Below are 15,647 nucleotides of genomic sequence, written 5' to 3'. Positions count from 1 at the left end.
TCATCTTCTGTCAACTTGAAAACTCAACAAAGGCATCCCGGCTCGCGGTGACTTACTCCCTGGTTGCTTTATGGTTTGCCAATAGCAAACCAATCTAATACGCCGCTTTTTCAAATCCTCAAGCTCCAGATTTGGTTATAGCGTAATAATATGTATCCTTGCTTATAATTTTCATAATAATAATGTTCGAACACGGGCTTAAATCGTCATTATATGAATGCTTTCCTGCTAGGTTCATTTTGTACCCTTAGTTATACCGGGGTAGCAATGACCTACTTAGTTTGGAGTATTTGCTTTTTCTAAGAGCATAATTGATAAATGGGGTTTGGTATGAAATATAAATTTACTGGACTAAGTACGATAGTCATAGTTTTAAGTGGCTGTGCTTCATATATGGAGAAAACAATTTCCAAGAGAGCACCATTTGATTTGAACTGTGATACAGAATCGATAACTATCCGTAAATTGAGCTTCAGAACTTATGGAGTTTCTGGTTGTGATAAGCGCACTACCTATGTGCTAGATGGGCCTTGCGCTGGGCCGGGCAGCCCATGCTTAGCGGTTATGAACTCTAATGTGGACGACGACTAAAAGTAAGCGCTCAGCTAACCCCACCCTTTGATTTATTCGGCAGGTCTGCTTCCGTTACGCTCTGAAGGGAGCAGTACGGCGCAGACGTTTCTGCAATACTGGTATCTTACTAAAGAAAGAATACACTGGCTCGGGACCGTATGAGGCATGGATGCCGATTACGAGCTTACAGGGATGTATTCACAGCGCGTTTCGAGTGCAGTGTATTCTTTCCTTCTGACCCAGTAGTAGGTCACTGACCTTGCCCATCACCATCAAGCAACTTTTTGCCTCTCCAATGCTTCCAGACCGAGGTTACCGTTGACATCAGGTCATACGAATCCACAAGCATTCAGAGAGAGGAAGGATATTTTGGAGGTCACATTTTTCGGCTGGCAATAGAGTTCGCAGAAAACTTGCGTGCCCCCCCAAAAATGCAATACACTAGTGCCATTAGCAAACCACTGAAAAAACCGCCGATATGTGCCGCATTTGCAACCCCAATTCCAGTAAAAAAAGTCACAATCCCCAAGGCACACAATATTAACCAGACCAGGGCCACAGTGAGGATACCTGGAGGGATATCACGCCAAGTGGATTCCATGCGTTGCAACACCAAGGCAAAGCCCACAAGGGCATAAACCACACCGGACATACCACCAAAAAGTACACCCGGCTCCCAAAGATACTGGGAGACATTGGAGGCGAGAGCTCCGAGCATCACTAAAATTATATAAATAATACTGCCACCACGGGCCTCCAGTGGCCTCCCCAATATCCAAATACCCAGGGCATTAAACAAGGCATGGGACAGGGAAAAATGCACCATCGCTGGTGTTAGCAAACGCCACCATTCCCCACGCTGTAAATGCCAGGCGAGGGACGACTGTGACAGGGCGCTACCAGTCTGGTCGGGGTAAATCAGCAGTGCACTGGAAAAATTATTAATTTGTAGAAACCAGCCCAAAAAGCACAGGGCAATAAGCAACAGGCTGATTGGAGTTTTATCCAAGGGAAAGCTGGGCAACACGAAAACTTGTTTCCTGGACGGATTATCAGCCGGGCTTTTCTCTGGCTGCCGCGCCAGTTCAGCGGTATTTGTTATTGCCTTAACATTCGCCTCTGAAATATTGGGCTGCTGAGTGCGCTGTAACTGCACTCTGTCGAGATCTATCTCCCCCAGATCCCAGCGCTGTAACAGGGGCTTCAGCACCTCTGCCAGATTTGCATCAGGAGTTAACAGCAACTGCCGGTTTTTTTCCTCGGTGATACGCAACGGTAATTGGTAACGTTGGATAAATCTCGCCAATGCACTGAGATTCTTGGAGAGGGGAAACGAGTAGACAACTAACCACTGGCTCAATTTGGTAAACCTTTCTTATTGGCCTGCCTGGCATGCATGATCCCGGCGAGGTTTTATCAGCGCCCGCCGGCTCCCTGAAAGGAACCGGCCAACACAAATCGGCGCTTTATAGACAAGCTCCCGCTACACTGCCATAGCCCGTAGGATAATACGTTTTTTTAACATGGGGCTAGCTTCCACCATACTTAAGCCGGTATTGCGCAACCAGCGCCAGTGTAGGTCACCCGCCCCAAAGAGGGATTTAAAGGCGCTCATGGCCTTGAGCGTTGCGGCGTTATCTCCGCGACGGCGGCGCTCATAGCGCGCCAATACCGAGGCGTGTGCCGGCTCCAGACCACGGGACAGGGCGCGGTCAATTTCGTCGGCGAGCACGCGCACATCCTGCAAGCCCAGGTTAACGCCCTGCCCCGCCAAAGGATGGATACTGTGTGCGGCATCCCCAACCAGGGCAGCTCCAGGCCCATGGTAGCGCTCCGCATGGCGTGCGCGCAGAGGAAAAGAAAAACGCTCACTGACCGATTCCACCTTACCGAGGCGGCTCTCGAAAGCCTTTTCCAGATTCAGCGCAAAAGCCTGGTCATCCAGCATTAGCAACTCCCGAGCAAGTGGATCATCTGCAGACCAAACCACGGCACAGTGATTCTCATCGCCGAGGCCGGCTAAGGGCAGAAAGGCCAAGGGCCCACTCTGCAAGAAGCGCTGCCAGGCAGTGTGGCGGTGGGACTTTTCACAGCGGGCCACGCAAACCAAGGCGGTCTGGTGATAATTCGTATCCTGGCAGCGAATGCGTAACAGGTCACGCACCTTCGAGCGGGCACCGTCAGCGCCAATCAACAGGCGCGTGCGCACTATCTCCGCCTGATCGTGCAGGCCTTCCACCGCATCCCGCTGGTCGCCGCGCGGCTGAAGATGCCAGAGGCCGCAGTCGCGCCACCAGCTCTCCAAGCGGAATCCATTAACCAGCTCCACATTTGGTAAAGCTTCGAGTCGCGCCCGCAAAGCAGCGATAATCACATTATTTTCTACAATATGACCGAGGTTGGGCAACTGCACATCGCGGCTGTTAAAGCGAACAGACCCAGTACCATCGGCATCCCAAACCCGCATCTCTACGTAAGGGCAGGCACGACGCCCGGAGATCTCTACCCAGGCACCTACCTCTTCAAGCAGTTCCCGTGAAGCCTGGGTCAATGCCACGACGCGGGGTTCATAATCTGGGGAAAGCTCTGGCGCAGCCTCTGCCGAGGCCTCCAAAAGGGCTAGGCGCATCCCAGGGTGACGCACTGCCAGCAGTGCGGCCTGAGCCATGCCCACCATACCTGCGCCAACAATGGCGAAATCCAAACGGTGTCTATTCATACCAAGCCAATCCCGCTGTTGTGCCGTCGATGGGGCACCGTTAAAGCCCAAATCCCGCCGCCTGACTGACAAATTGCGCCCGTAGTGGCGGTACCAGTGTAAGGCCAAGCATCCCCATTTGGCGCACAAATTGTTGAATCGGGTTACCCGAAGTGAATAGCGCCGGGATGCGGTCGCTGAAGCCCACTGTCAGCTGTTGGTCGAAGCTGCGGTTACGACCATAGGTCTGCAAGCGCTTGAGCTGTGCCTGTGAACCCTGAACCGGCTGCTCACCCGTTAGTGCCTGCGCCAGGGTATAGCAGTCACGTAGAGTCAAATTGAATCCCTGCCCAGCCACCGGGTGCAGGAAGTGTGCGCAATTGCCGATCAATACTACATTGCGCCGCCATTGTTCCCGCGCCAGTGACAAACTTAAGGGGTGGCCTTGTAAGGCCCCCGCCCGCACAAAGCGCCCCGCGCGCCAACCAAAACTTTTCTGTAGCCGTCGCAGGCGCTCATCTTCTGGCATTGCACACAACGCCTCAGCCTCTTTGTCGGGACAGGCCCATACCAAGGCAGCGCGGTGCTGACCTTCCCTACTTGGCAATGGCAGCAGGGCCATGGGACCGGAATTGGTAAATCGTTCAAAAGCAACACCACCGTGGTCGCGCTGTAGTCCAACAGTAGTGACTAGAGCCCTCTGTTGGTACTTTATTGTGTCAAATTCTATGCCCAGCTGACGACAAAGCGGAGAGCCGACCCCGTCAGCAACAACTAGTAACCCGCTAGTCAGACAGTACTCCGGGCTCTGCTCACCGGCACTCCAGCGCAGCATTGCGCCAGCAGCCTCCATATGTACTGAAGACACCCTGGCCGGGGCCAATATTTTGACCGGTGTTTCAGCCAGAGCCCGATGCAGAATAGGGCCCAGCGCGGCATTCTCGATCACCACCCCGAGCATACCTTCAAAACTCACCCGCTCCTGTTCACGGGCACTGAGTGAGACACCCAAGGAGTGCCCCTTGTCACTTACCTGGATGCTTTGAATAGGCGCGCTGTATTCACGCAAAGCAGGCCAAAGACCCAACTGCTGGAATAACTGTAAGCTTCCTGCAGCTATCGCTGTTGCTCGGGTGTCAAAGCTGGGCAGTTGCACACTGGCTGAGGCATCCGGTAGCGCCCTCTGTTCCAGTAGCGCAACACTGAGTTGCGGGCAGAAGTGGGTCAGCATCAACGCCAGGCTGGCACCGGCCATGCCGCCACCGACGATGGCTACATCGACCTTCTGCACAGGCTCACTCATAAAGCTCTCCCCCAGCCCGCAAGTCGGATCTCGCCGGCCTGCGGGCAAAATATATTTGGTTTTATCTAACGGGCCAGTAAATCCCGCCCATGGCGCATGGTGTATTCGATGTCTTTTACAGATTTTGGCGCAGCGCTAGATAATACCTGCACACCCTCACCGGTGAGGGCAACATCATCTTCTATACGAATCCCAATGCCGCGAAACTCTGCCGGTATTCGCTCATCAATAACAGGCACATAGATACCGGGCTCAACCGTCATCACCATGCCCGCCTCCAGTTGGCGCCATACGCCGTGCACCCGGTAGTCGCCGACATCGTGTACATCCATCCCCAACCAGTGGCCAACCCGGTGCATATAAAAACGCTGGTAGGCCGCCGATTCAATCAGATCTTGTATATCCCCGTGCAACAATCCCAGATCCACCAGCCCCTGGGTAATCACCTCCACGCTAGCATTGTGGGGGTCATCCCAATGATTACCCACTTTTACTTGATCAATTGCTGCCTGCTGCGCAGCTAGTACTATTTCGTACAGTGCTTTTTGTGCACCGGTAAATCGTCCATTGACCGGGTAGGTCCTTGTGATATCTGCTACATAGCCGCGATATTCACAACCCGCATCCACAAGCACCAAGTCACCAGCATTCATCTGTGCCTTATTGCTGCAGTAATGCATGACGAGAGCATTGCGGCCGCTGCCAACAATTGTCGGATAGGCGGTCTCCCTTGCGCCAGCGTTAACGAATGCGTGCAGTAGCACGGCCTCTAACTGGTATTCATAGAGCCCGGGCTGGCAGTGCATCATGGCACGGCAATGTGCAGCTGCACTGATATCCGCAGCAGATGCCATCAGACGCAACTCCTGGGCACTTTTTATTAGACGAAGCTCACGTAACTGGTAGTCCAGATCCACCATTTCCGGGGCGCCTTTACTACCCGGCGCCTCGGCAATATTTTGCAAGTAGCCGCGGATGCACCTGTCCAGATGAGCATAACGCCCCATGGGAAAATAAATACGCTCGTGGCCTTCCAGCAGCCCGGGCAAAATATCGTCGAGGTCGCCGATCGGAAAAGCGTCAGCCAGGCCGAACTGCCGCACAGCGCGCTCCGGGCCAAGGCGCGGCCCATCCCACATTTCTTTTTCCGCATTGCGCTCCCGGCAAAACAGTAGAGTTTCTCCATGAACTCTGCCTGGCACCAGCATCAGCAACGCCTCGGGTTCATCAAAACCGGTCAGGTAGAGAAAATCACTATCCTGGCGAAAGGGAAAAAAAGTATCGCGGGAACGCAGCTGTTCACCAGCGGATGAGACGATTGCCAGACTGCCCGGCGCCAATTCTGCCATCAGACGTGCGCGGCGGCGGGCATATTCTGCCTTGCTGATCACTACACTTTTTTCTCGGGTAGGCATTAGTGTACAGTGGGACCGTCATCGGTTTGTTTGCCTTGCACCTCTGTAAAGATATTGAGCACCGCAACGCGCACATACTCTTGTAGTTCCAGCAACTGTTGCTCCGCCTCCTCACTCTCGTCAACGTGATCAGCATCCACCTGCGCAATCGCACCTATGTCTTTAAGTGCCTCTTCACTGGTGGGCAGCAGTTTTGCCTTGGCGCCACCGATACCAAATCCGTGCAGAAAACCTTCACACCAGTGCCCCAGAGCCAGGGTGCGCGCGACAATATCGTCATCGTCGCAGAGTACTAAGCGAAAAGAAAAATCGGAGCCGCCCAGCTGCTTCCGGCTTTCTACCGCCAACTGCAGGAAACCTCGATTTAAATCCGCCGGTACCGCCTCCAGATCAAGGAACTCCGCTAATTCACGCTGCCAGCGTTCATTGTCAGGCTCCGCGCCCGCCGCCAAAACACCGCAAATGAAGCCATGCAGCTCGCTGGGGTCCGCCTGGCCGCCGGAAGAGAGCATGGCATTGGCGAGAAGCTCAAATCGATTAGTTTCTGATGTCATGGTCACCGCAATATTTTCTCTTGATCGGGATATACTCATCGCATTGCAACAGCAGCGGCAAGTAAAGAACTTGTGTTTTCGAGGCAATTTTGTGATTGCCCGCGCAGGCGGAGCGATTGACCCACCATTTCGCCGGCAATATAGTAGCGGAATCCCTCATCGTCTGTCGTGTTGCGAACCCAAACGTCGACCTCAAACGCAGGAAATATGGATAAGCTGCAAGCGTTAGAAAGCACAGTGGATTCACTGATCGCCCGCTGCCAACAGCTGGCCGAAGACAATCGTGAGCTGCGCCGGCAGGAAGCCGACTGGCTGCTTGAACGCCAGCGCCTAATAAAAAATAATGAGGCCGCCCGCTCACGGGTTGAAGCCATGATTAATCGTCTCAAGGGGCTAACGCAAGATTCCTGATGGCTGACTCCGCACCAACATCTGAAACCGTCACCGTATCTATTCTGGGCAAAGAGTACCGCGTCGCCTGTGCGGACAGTGAGCGCGCCGGTCTCCAGGCATCCGCCCGACTGCTACACGAGCGAATGTCGCGCATTCGCACCTCTGGCACGGTTATTGGCATTGAGCGTATTGCAGTAATGGCAGCACTGAATATTGCCCACGAACTCATCCAGGCCAAAGCGGAGTTGAGCAGCATCCCACTCCAACAGGAAATGCTCGATCGCCTAAAGGACAAGGTACAAAACGCATTGGGTGAAATAGACTCGGAACAGGAAGCACAGTCATAGTGGTAAGCGACCATACCTTCCGGGCGCATTCAGTCCCTTTTTAATTTCCGGTTAACAGCAACCCTCTGTCCAAGTTATAATTGCCTCATACCCTGGGGTGTTGGCCAGCAGACTATGTCCTTGAGCCGATAATCCTACCCCGGTGGTTTCCAGCGGGTGCTGGTGCGCAGGTCCGCCATGCAGCGGAAAGCCTTATGTACCCCGGACACCGCCACCTTGAACCTTACGGTTCAAGGCTCCGTCTACAGCCGCACACTCGGGGTTCCCATTTCTTTTCCAATATTTCCCCAATCGATGAGAGAAAATAAAACGCAACTGCGTCGACGTATGCGCGCAGGGCGGCGGGAACTCAATGCTTATCAGCAGCGCCTACACGGTCGAGCAGCCATCACCTTGCTGAGCAGGATTCCGCAGATGCAGCGCGCCAGCCATATCGGTATTTACTGGCCCATGGATGGAGAGCTGGATATTCGTCAATTGATACAGCGCTTCCCCAGAAAACACTTTTACCTGCCAATATTGCCTGTAGAGCCACATCCACACCTGGGCTTTAAACGCTGGGGCGGCAAGCGATTGCCATTTCGCAACCGTTTCCAAATTCCTGAACCAGTGCGCAGCTCCAGTCGCGCAGCGAGGTTATTGGACCTAGTACTGGTTCCTTTGGTGGCTTTCGACCCCGGTGGCGCCCGCCTGGGAATGGGAGCAGGTTTTTACGATCGCACTTTCGAGCATAAGCAGCTGTTACCGGGTAGCGGCCCGCTGCTGATCGGCGCTGCCCACCAGTTACAATGTGTTGAGCATTTACCTACAGATAACTGGGATATACCGCTGGATATGGTGGTGACAGAAAAACGTATCTATCGCTGTCGTTAGTATAAAAAGACATAAAACAAAAAAAGGCCGAACACCATAAAGTGTTCGACCTTTTTTGTTTGTTCCTGGGCAGAGCGCCCCCCACGGCATCAGCCTAACGGGTAACCACTCCCTGTTGAAGAGCGGCCGGTGGCTCCTGTTCCGAGGCAAATACCTCGGGCAGACCACTGGTACTCAACAGAACGCCCGCGACAAAGACAATCACAGCGATTGTCAGCGCATCGGCTTTCATTGGGACCATCCTGTACATTCAATTTTTTTTTATAAACGTTTCGCCCCGCATATGACCTGAGCCATAGCAAAAGTTCCACGATCAGAGAAGATACTGAAGATTCGGCGGAATAGTAACTGGTTATTAGATATTTTATGCGTTTTTTGTCGCATTATTACGCAAAGGAGTTCGACAAAGCTGAATTTACAGTCTACGCGGCCGGCAAAGTCTGAGACGCTTTACTCAACTAGTCTTTTTTCTGGGTTCAGCTCCCCAGGAAAAAACGGTAGGCGGGGTTTTCTGTTTCCTCCCAATAGGGAAACTGCAACCTCTCAAGTAATTCCAGAAGTTCTACACGAGCCTCAGGTTCGACCTGTAATCCAACTAGAACCCGTCCATTAGCAGCGCCATGATTGCGGTAGTGGAACAAAGTAATGTTCCAGCGCCCTGCCAGATGTTCGAGAAATTTCCGCAAAGCGCCGGGGCGCTCGGGAAATTCAAAGCGGTACACGATCTCATTGCGCAATCCCGCTACCCTACCTCCCACCAAGTGGCGAATATGCAGCTTTGCCATCTCATTATCGGTAAGGTCGGTTACCCTGTAGCCCCTTCCTTCTAGCCTGCCAACCAGTTGACTCCGGTCCTCATCGGCAGCTACCTGTAAACCAACAAAAATATGTGCTTTATCATCGCCAGCATAGCGATAATTGAACTCAGTGATGGCGCGGTCCCCCAAGTCACGGCAAAAACGCAGGTAACTACCCGGGAGTTCAGGTATGCGCACGGCGAGCACCGCCTCTCGTTTCTCACCGATTTCCGTACGCTCGCTGATATAACGCAACCGATCAAAGTTGATATTGGCCCCACTACAGACTGTGGCGAGAGCAGCATTGCGACATGCACTTTGTTCGATAAACTTTTTCAATCCTGCAAGGCCCACGGCACCGGCGGGCTCGGCAATTGAACGGGTATCCTCAAAAATATCCTTGATTGCCGCACATATCTCATCGGTACTCACGGTAATCACACCGTCCACGGTCTCGCGCAAAACACGAAATGTCTCCTCACCAATTTGTGCCACGGCAACACCATCAGCAAACAGTCCCACCTGGGATAGGCGAACGCGCTCTCCACTCTCGAGGGCAGCTTTTAAACAGGCAGCATCTTCGGGTTCAACGGCATAGACCTTGGTTTCTGGCCGCACATATTTAATGTAGGCGGCCATACCGGCAGCCAGCCCCCCACCTCCTACAGGAATAAACACTGCCTCCAGGTTAGCGGAGTGTTGGCGCAGCATTTCCATAGCTACAGTGCCCTGGCCAGCAATCACATCGGAATCGTCATAAGGGTGCACGAAAACCAGATCACGCTCTTTGACCAGCTCCCTCGCCCGCGAGGCTGCCTCGTCAAAGGTATCCCCGTGCAAGATCACTTCGGCCCCGCGCATACGTACCGCATTGACCTTGATCTGGGGAGTGGTCTTCGGCATCACAATGGTCGCGCGCACCCCCAGCTGCGCCGCCCCCAAAGCCAACCCCTGGGCATGATTACCGGCAGAGGCAGCAATGACCCCGCGCACACGCTGCGCTGCTGGTAACTGCAGCAGCTTATTGTAAGCACCACGTATTTTGAAAGAGAACACCGGCTGCAAGTCTTCCCGCTTAAGTAATATGCGGTTACCCAGCCGGTGAGATAATTGGCGCATGGGCTCTAATGGCGTCTCGGTAGCGACATCGTAAATGCGCGCGTCTAAAATGCGCTTGATATAGGACTTGGGCATGGCGTGTATCGGCTGCCGTTGCAGTTAATTTCTATGCGCGACTCAGGGAAGCCTAGTAGCAGTGCACTGGAAAGCACTTACTGCATGCGCAATATCGGCAGGCCAGTCTAATCCTTGATCAGCACAATTGCCATTAATTTGGCTTTATTGCGCTTCTTTTTATCGAAAAACGGAAATAAAGTAGAAATAATTGCACAGGAAACTATCCAGAGTATGACCCAGGATGAACTGAAGCAGGCCACCGCACGCGCCGCTATCGACTATATTTCCCCGCGCCTTGAGGCCGACGCCATTGTCGGTGTTGGCACGGGCTCTACGGCAAACTTCTTTATCGACTACCTTGCAGAGATCAAGGGCAGGTTTGATGGTACAGTTGCCAGCTCTGAGGCCTCTGCACAAAGGCTCAAGTCACACGGTATTCCAGTCTACGAGCTAAACAGCGTGGACAGTATTCAGTTTTATGTGGATGGTGCCGACGAGTCCAACCCAGCTCTGGAGTTAATCAAAGGCGGCGGTGCGGCCCTAACTCGGGAGAAAATTGTCGCGGCCTGCTCCGACGAGTTCATCTGTATTGCTGACGAAAGCAAATCGGTTAAAGTACTCGGCGGCTTCCCACTGCCGGTGGAAGTGATTCCTATGGCTCGCTCCCTGGTGGCCCGCGAGCTGGTCAAGCTGGGGGGAGACCCGGTATACCGCCAAGGTGTAATTACTGACAATGGCAATGCAATTCTCGATGTGTACAACCTGAAAATCGAGCAGCCTATCGCGCTGGAAGAGGCGATCAACAACATCACCGGTGTGGTTACCAATGGCATCTTTGCTAAACGTCCGGCAGATTTGCTGCTACTCGGCACCAGTACCGGAGTAAAAACCATCACCGCCTAACTATGCAGTAAAATTATGCGACGAAATAATAAAAAGGGGATGCTGGTGGCGCTACTTGGCGCCGTAATCCTGTGCGCGGGCTGTGCCACAAGCCCACCCAGTAATCCCGACAATATCTGCTCCATTTTCCGCGAGAAAAAAAGCTGGTATGGCGAAGCCAAAGCGGCAGAGGACAAATGGGGCTCCCCGGTGGCTGTTATGATGGCCATCCTGCACCAGGAATCCCGTTTTGTGCACGATGCGCGTCCGCCGCGCAGTAAAATACTGGGCTTTATTCCAGGACCGCGCCCCTCGGATGCTTACGGTTATGCTCAGGCCTTAGGCAGTACTTGGCGCGGCTATCAGCGCTCTACTTTTAGCTATGGTGCGGACCGAGATGATTTTGGCGACGCCATCGACTTTGTCGGCTGGTACAACAACACCAGCGCACGCCGCTGCCAAATCCAGTCCAGAGATAGCTACCACCTGTATTTGGCCTACCATGAAGGGCACGGCGGCTTTAACCGGCGCAGCTTTAAAAACAAGGCCTGGCTCAAGAAGGTTTCACATAAGGTATCTGCACGCGCGCAGCATTACCAGCAGCAGCTCAACAGCTGTGAAAGGTCCCTGAAGAAGCGCAAGAAATTCCTCGGGCTATTTTAAACCTAATCCGCAGAGGTCAAAAATTCACGGTACTGGCGGGGAAAGGCGCCACGCTCCCGCCGAAACTGGCTACCCTGAAACTAATGTCCAAGAGCTGAAGGCACCGGAGCCTGTCAGCTCCAATGGAGCTCCGTATATAACGCCCTTTACCCTAACGTGACGCTGGGTGATCCCTCAGTGAAGCAAAAGCGTCCACCGACTTTCTGGAGTGCCAGATGAAGCCCTTTGCCAAATTTCTTACCTTGTTCACACTGCTGCTCACCATCCCCTTCGCCACTGCGCAACCCACGTCTCCCCAATCCAATGCACCCAAGACATCCGTTAGTGAGCCTCAGCTCAAGCAGTTTGCCGATGCCTACCGCGCTATCGTTATGCTAAGCCGCGAATACGCACCCAAGTTGAAGGCCGCCGCCGATATCAAGGAGGCCGAAGCCCTTAACAAAGAAGCACAGGGCAAAATGATCGCAGCAATTGAGAAAACGGGATTGTCGAAGAGCAAGTACCAGGAAATTGCCAATAACATCAAATCCAACCCGGCACTGCTGGAAAAGGTCAACAAAATACTGCAACAAACCCACACAAAACCGCAATAAGAAAAAAGAGAAGAAAAATGGGCGGTACACCACAAGCACCCGGTGTGCCGCGCTAATCCAATGAAACTTCCAGTACCTGACAAATAGACGACAAATTGTTTTTTACCCAGGTGCTATCAAAAGAGCCCCAGTCGCGCAGCAGATAGTAGCCATCGTTGTGACGCACGCCCTCTTGGATAAATTCCACCTTGGTGCCATGGCCGGGCAAGCCCTTGGCAATAATGTCCTGTACTGTGCGCCTTGGCCAACCGGTCGCCTCCTCCAGCGCAGGGTTATTCGGACGGGGTATCTGCTCAATTAAATACGCGATCAACATGCGCCGACAGATTGTCGGGTTCAGCTGACACTCAACAGATGCGGACGGCATTTGGCCACTCCTTCATTGGCATATGACTTCATTGTTAATCCCTATGACCTTTAGGTCTAGTAAATAGACGGGCTCAGGCTCTCTCGCCACAGATCTTTTCAAAAGTCCCTTGCATAAAAATTGTGAGGGAACGCAGTGCCTCCGCCGCCAACCCCCAACTGTGGATAAGTTGTAAAAATTGATAAAAAACAATCAGATTCAGAAATTAACTATACGCTGGCGAAGCGTCCACCACTGACCTCTCTGCCCAAACCGCTTACCCTCACTGCTCGTCCAGCTTCTCCCTTTCTTAGCTCCCGCCAGGTATAAACCTGACTTTCGCGCGCACTTTGCGCATAATCCATGCTTGCACTTGAGAAAATACACGCAGCTTACAAAATAATGTTGAGGGCTGAGAAAGTGGAAAGCGAGACTCCGAAACTGCACGAAGAGGGTCCAGGCATCCCCGCGGCAGTAGTCCGCGCCCAATTGGTGGGTGCCCAGGCAGCGGGGCTGGACTACCTGCAGCTACTGCGCGACAGCGGCATAGACGCCGCCCAATTCGAAGATCCCGAAAATCGTATTGGCCGCGAACAAATGGCCAGCCTGTTGCGCCTGGAGTGGGACCTGCTGAACGATGAGTCGGGCGGCTTCTTGGCCCGCCCCTGGCTACCGGGCACTTTCGCAATGATGGGCCACGCCTGTATCAGCTGCCCAAACCTGCGCCGCGCCCTACTGCGCTCAGGGCGCTTTATCAGCATGGTCAGTGACGATCTGCATATTAAGCTGGTGGAGGATGGCGAGGAAGCCCGCCTGATCATTCACCACAGTAATGATAAAAAGCTGCCCAACCAGATCTTTGTGGAATCCATTGCAGTTATCTGGTTACGTTTTTTCAGCTGGCTGATTGATCGCACCATCCTGCTCGAGCGCGTGTTGCTGGCTTTCCCGCCGCCGGATTACAATGAAGATTACAGTGATATGTTCCCGTGTCGTCACTACTTCAACCAAGTTGAAACCTGCCTGGTATTCAGCACCCGCTATCTTCAAATGCCATTGGTACGTGATGAACAGCAACTGGCGGAGTTTCTGTCCCGCGCTCCCGAGTGCTTGCTGACCCAATACAAATCCGATCACAGTTTTACCGGTCGTATCAGACGCATGCTGCAGCAACAAAACAGCATCGAGAACCTTTCCCTCGACGATGTTGCCGCACGCCTGTACACGTCCCCACAAACCTTGCGCCGAAGACTCAAGGAGGAGGGCAACAGCTGGCAGGATATCAAAGACTCTGTACGCCGAGATATGGCCGTATATCAGCTGAAGCAGCAGGAGACCGCAGTAGCGGAAATTGCCGAGCGACTCGGTTTTTCCGAGCCCAGCGCCTTTAATCGTGCATTTAAGAAGTGGACTGGCCTTGCTCCCGGAGCCTATCGCGAAAAGTTCCGTAACGACTAAATCCGTTTACATAAATGAACGCCCTCGCCGCCCACATAACAAACCCCGCAAAAATAAGCGGGGTTTGTTATCAGCGTTACGCCGGTCAATAGATATTTAATTACTGTAAATTCACTACCCGCACACTAATCCTTTCACTTTCTATCTGTTTGTGCTCTTTCTTCTCGGCTTCATCCTCCGGAACTTCCTTCGCGGATCCCATTCCAGTAGCAGTGATCCGATTGGCTGCAATTCCCTTCTGTAAGAGTATTTCCCGCACTACATTTGCGCGCTCCTGCGAAATTTCCTGTTCCTGGATTTCATTGCCCTGCCCTTTCACATGACCTTCAATAGCGATAGTGAGTTTGGGGTTTTCCTGCATAATTTTTGCAAGGGCATCAATATCCGGTGCGGAAGGATTCAATATCTTGGCCGAACGCCCTTCAAAGTTAACTCGCATCGGAAATTCCCGATCGGGGTCTCGAGAAAAACTTTTGAGGTAATCGCGCAGGTTACTGGAAAAATCATCCGGTCCGAGGCCTTCTTGGGCATTACCACCCACCAGAGGGGAATCTCCCACCGGTTCCGAGGGGGCCTCCATAAAAGCCTGCTCTTGTGAAGTCATGGAAGGCCCCTTCTCAGCCTCCTCTTGCTTGCCTTTATCCATACACATATTCAGTGCATAGAGCGCCACCAGCACAAGTAATAGTGGAAAAAACCAACTGCTAAAACTAACTGGCTTACGCTTTTCCCCATTTCCGTGCAGGGCCTCCTGGCGCGGTTCCTGGGGCTTGGCATGACCGTGAGTGATCAGTGATGCTCCCAGCTTGTTGAAGCTCGGTACATCCAGGGCTTTCAGCAGCGCATCGGGAATTTTGTCTTTGAGGAACTCCCGTTGACCAATCAGGAATGACGCGAGATCAGAGACATCCATTTTGTGCGCTTTAACCTGACCACTCAGTAGTGATGTAACAATAGGCAGAGCAAGCTTAAGCAATCGGCTACCATCGCCATTGGAAAGTGCTGTAGCAGCTATTTTTGTCACCTCATCAACACGAGTACCAAATACCTTTTGCAGCATTCCCCCGCCTGCTTGCAAAATGGCATCGAGCTTGCCCTTATCAGAAAAGTTTTCTGCCAGCGCTGACAGGTCCAGCGCCTCGCTATCGGTAACCATATTAAATAAATATCCCATGCCGGTTTTACTGCTGGCTTTATTCAGCATTCCGGCTAGGGAATATGCGAGTCCGGTATCTATTGCCGACTGGCTTTGCTCTGTTGGAAGGTCGAGTGCAGATGCCAGTGCACCAATACCCGAGGCACCCAGCTTACTCGCCGCCAGTTCCAGTAAATTTTCCGACATAGCCAAACCTCACTTATTTTCCTGCACCCAACTCATGGCTCATACAGATTTATCATTCCCAAATACTGTACAGCTCGGTGGCATATTTTCAGCTTTCAAAGGTTATAACGAATTGTCACCGTCAAGGGTTTCCCCTCTAAATTGCAGACTTATCTGCCAGCATCTATTGCCGACAAAATAAATTAAGCGCCTTTTTTGAGTGTATGGCAGCCCATTCACCGAGTTAGTTTGATT

Annotated in this window: 16 protein-coding genes and 1 other RNA gene; 8 read left to right on the top strand and 9 right to left on the bottom strand. The window is 52.7% G+C overall.

The genetic code is table 11. From position 1 onward, the window contains the following. Nucleotides 1-949: 949 nt before the first annotated feature. From ACCI49_RS02930 to ACCI49_RS02910, 5 genes are all read right to left on the bottom strand, one after another. Nucleotides 950-1,933 carry a rhomboid family intramembrane serine protease gene (locus tag ACCI49_RS02930; protein WP_371837479.1) on the bottom strand — a complete coding sequence of 328 codons (984 nt, stop codon included), beginning with the start codon at nt 1,931-1,933 and terminating at the stop codon, nt 950-952. 123 nt (nt 1,934-2,056) lie between these two features. Then, on the bottom strand, nt 2,057-3,292 hold the full coding sequence (locus tag ACCI49_RS02925; protein ID WP_371837478.1) for a UbiH/UbiF/VisC/COQ6 family ubiquinone biosynthesis hydroxylase: 1,236 nt from the start codon (nt 3,290-3,292) through the stop codon (nt 2,057-2,059). A 40-nt stretch (nt 3,293-3,332) separates the two neighbouring features. Continuing rightward, nucleotides 3,333-4,574, bottom strand: coding sequence for an FAD-dependent monooxygenase (locus tag ACCI49_RS02920; protein WP_371837477.1), 1,242 nt, complete (start codon nt 4,572-4,574; stop codon nt 3,333-3,335). 65 nt (nt 4,575-4,639) lie between these two features. Then, nucleotides 4,640-5,989 carry an aminopeptidase P N-terminal domain-containing protein gene (locus tag ACCI49_RS02915; protein WP_371837476.1) on the bottom strand — a complete coding sequence of 450 codons (1,350 nt, stop codon included), beginning with the start codon at nt 5,987-5,989 and terminating at the stop codon, nt 4,640-4,642. Beyond that, nucleotides 5,989-6,543: a UPF0149 family protein gene (locus tag ACCI49_RS02910; RefSeq protein WP_371837475.1), complete on the bottom strand. Its 555-nt coding sequence runs from the start codon at nt 6,541-6,543 to the stop codon at nt 5,989-5,991. The genes ACCI49_RS02915 and ACCI49_RS02910 overlap by 1 nt, the downstream gene beginning before the upstream one ends. A 207-nt stretch (nt 6,544-6,750) precedes the next feature. On the opposite strand from ACCI49_RS02910, the gene ACCI49_RS02905 reads away from it, so the two are divergent. From ACCI49_RS02905 to ACCI49_RS02890, 4 genes are all read left to right on the top strand, one after another. Next, nucleotides 6,751-6,954, top strand: coding sequence for a TIGR02449 family protein (locus ACCI49_RS02905; RefSeq protein WP_371837474.1), 204 nt, complete (start codon nt 6,751-6,753; stop codon nt 6,952-6,954). Continuing rightward, nucleotides 6,954-7,283 carry a cell division protein ZapA gene (locus ACCI49_RS02900; protein ID WP_371837473.1) on the top strand — a complete coding sequence of 110 codons (330 nt, stop codon included), beginning with the start codon at nt 6,954-6,956 and terminating at the stop codon, nt 7,281-7,283. Before ACCI49_RS02905 ends, ACCI49_RS02900 begins: the two co-directional genes overlap by 1 nt. Nucleotides 7,284-7,369: 86 nt before the next feature. Then, nucleotides 7,370-7,550: non-coding RNA, 6S RNA (gene ssrS, locus ACCI49_RS02895), on the top strand. A 27-nt stretch (nt 7,551-7,577) separates the two neighbouring features. Next, entirely contained in the window at nt 7,578-8,156 is a 579-nt protein-coding gene (locus ACCI49_RS02890) for a 5-formyltetrahydrofolate cyclo-ligase (protein WP_371837472.1), read from the top strand. Between the two features lie 94 nt (nt 8,157-8,250). On the opposite strand, the gene ACCI49_RS02885 is transcribed toward ACCI49_RS02890, so the two are convergent. Both ACCI49_RS02885 and ilvA read right to left on the bottom strand, forming a co-directional pair. Then, a complete protein-coding gene (locus ACCI49_RS02885; protein WP_371837471.1) occupies nt 8,251-8,388 on the bottom strand; it encodes a hypothetical protein in 138 nt (45 codons plus the stop codon). Nucleotides 8,389-8,632: 244 nt separating this feature from the next. Beyond that, entirely contained in the window at nt 8,633-10,147 is a 1,515-nt protein-coding gene (ilvA, locus tag ACCI49_RS02880; RefSeq protein ID WP_371837470.1) for a threonine ammonia-lyase, biosynthetic, read from the bottom strand. Between the two features lie 213 nt (nt 10,148-10,360). Here ilvA and rpiA point away from each other — a divergent pair, with 213 nt between their 5' ends. The 3 genes from rpiA to ACCI49_RS02865 all read left to right on the top strand — a co-directional run bounded on the left by rpiA (nt 10,361) and on the right by ACCI49_RS02865 (nt 12,267). Then, complete coding sequence (gene rpiA / locus ACCI49_RS02875) at nt 10,361-11,032, top strand: ribose-5-phosphate isomerase RpiA (RefSeq protein ID WP_371837469.1); 672 nt, start codon at nt 10,361-10,363, stop codon at nt 11,030-11,032. A gap of 15 nt (nt 11,033-11,047) precedes the next feature. Further along, complete coding sequence (locus ACCI49_RS02870) at nt 11,048-11,674, top strand: transglycosylase SLT domain-containing protein (protein ID WP_371837468.1); 627 nt, start codon at nt 11,048-11,050, stop codon at nt 11,672-11,674. Between the two features lie 215 nt (nt 11,675-11,889). Next, on the top strand, nt 11,890-12,267 hold the full coding sequence (locus tag ACCI49_RS02865; RefSeq protein ID WP_371837467.1) for a DUF4168 domain-containing protein: 378 nt from the start codon (nt 11,890-11,892) through the stop codon (nt 12,265-12,267). Nucleotides 12,268-12,319: 52 nt separating this feature from the next. On the opposite strand, the gene ACCI49_RS02860 is transcribed toward ACCI49_RS02865, so the two are convergent. After that, on the bottom strand, nt 12,320-12,634 hold the full coding sequence (locus tag ACCI49_RS02860; RefSeq protein ID WP_371837466.1) for a helix-turn-helix domain-containing protein: 315 nt from the start codon (nt 12,632-12,634) through the stop codon (nt 12,320-12,322). A 399-nt stretch (nt 12,635-13,033) separates the two neighbouring features. Between ACCI49_RS02860 and ACCI49_RS02855 the strand changes: the two genes are divergently transcribed. Next, nucleotides 13,034-14,071 carry an AraC family transcriptional regulator gene (locus ACCI49_RS02855; RefSeq protein WP_371837465.1) on the top strand — a complete coding sequence of 346 codons (1,038 nt, stop codon included), beginning with the start codon at nt 13,034-13,036 and terminating at the stop codon, nt 14,069-14,071. Between the two features lie 100 nt (nt 14,072-14,171). Here ACCI49_RS02855 and ACCI49_RS02850 read toward each other — a convergent pair whose 3' ends face one another. Further along, nucleotides 14,172-15,413, bottom strand: coding sequence for an OmpA family protein (locus ACCI49_RS02850; RefSeq protein ID WP_371837464.1), 1,242 nt, complete (start codon nt 15,411-15,413; stop codon nt 14,172-14,174). Nucleotides 15,414-15,647 lie beyond the last annotated feature (234 nt).

The organism is Microbulbifer epialgicus (assembly GCF_041447265.1).
GTDB lineage: Bacteria > Pseudomonadota > Gammaproteobacteria > Pseudomonadales > Cellvibrionaceae > Microbulbifer > Microbulbifer epialgicus.
Note: the sequence above shows the minus strand (reverse complement) of the source record. Positions and strands in the feature narration are given on the sequence as shown.

Excerpts from the sequence above, each read along its gene's own strand:
- ACCI49_RS02925 (WP_371837478.1), bottom strand. The coding sequence starts at position 3,292 with ATGAATAGACACCGTTTGGATTTCGCCATTGTTGGCGCAGGTATGGTG.
- ACCI49_RS02920 (WP_371837477.1), bottom strand. The coding sequence starts at position 4,574 with ATGAGTGAGCCTGTGCAGAAGGTCGATGTAGCCATCGTCGGTGGCGGC.
- ACCI49_RS02915 (WP_371837476.1), bottom strand. The coding sequence starts at position 5,989 with ATGCCTACCCGAGAAAAAAGTGTAGTGATCAGCAAGGCAGAATATGCC.
- ACCI49_RS02910 (WP_371837475.1), bottom strand. The coding sequence starts at position 6,543 with ATGACATCAGAAACTAATCGATTTGAGCTTCTCGCCAATGCCATGCTC.
- ACCI49_RS02905 (WP_371837474.1), top strand. The coding sequence starts at position 6,751 with ATGGATAAGCTGCAAGCGTTAGAAAGCACAGTGGATTCACTGATCGCC.
- ACCI49_RS02900 (WP_371837473.1), top strand. The coding sequence starts at position 6,954 with ATGGCTGACTCCGCACCAACATCTGAAACCGTCACCGTATCTATTCTG.
- ACCI49_RS02890 (WP_371837472.1), top strand. The coding sequence starts at position 7,578 with ATGAGAGAAAATAAAACGCAACTGCGTCGACGTATGCGCGCAGGGCGG.
- ACCI49_RS02885 (WP_371837471.1), bottom strand. The coding sequence starts at position 8,388 with ATGAAAGCCGATGCGCTGACAATCGCTGTGATTGTCTTTGTCGCGGGC.
- ilvA (WP_371837470.1), bottom strand. The coding sequence starts at position 10,147 with ATGCCCAAGTCCTATATCAAGCGCATTTTAGACGCGCGCATTTACGAT.
- rpiA (WP_371837469.1), top strand. The coding sequence starts at position 10,361 with ATGACCCAGGATGAACTGAAGCAGGCCACCGCACGCGCCGCTATCGAC.
- ACCI49_RS02870 (WP_371837468.1), top strand. The coding sequence starts at position 11,048 with ATGCGACGAAATAATAAAAAGGGGATGCTGGTGGCGCTACTTGGCGCC.
- ACCI49_RS02865 (WP_371837467.1), top strand. The coding sequence starts at position 11,890 with ATGAAGCCCTTTGCCAAATTTCTTACCTTGTTCACACTGCTGCTCACC.
- ACCI49_RS02860 (WP_371837466.1), bottom strand. The coding sequence starts at position 12,634 with ATGCCGTCCGCATCTGTTGAGTGTCAGCTGAACCCGACAATCTGTCGG.
- ACCI49_RS02850 (WP_371837464.1), bottom strand. The coding sequence starts at position 15,413 with ATGTCGGAAAATTTACTGGAACTGGCGGCGAGTAAGCTGGGTGCCTCG.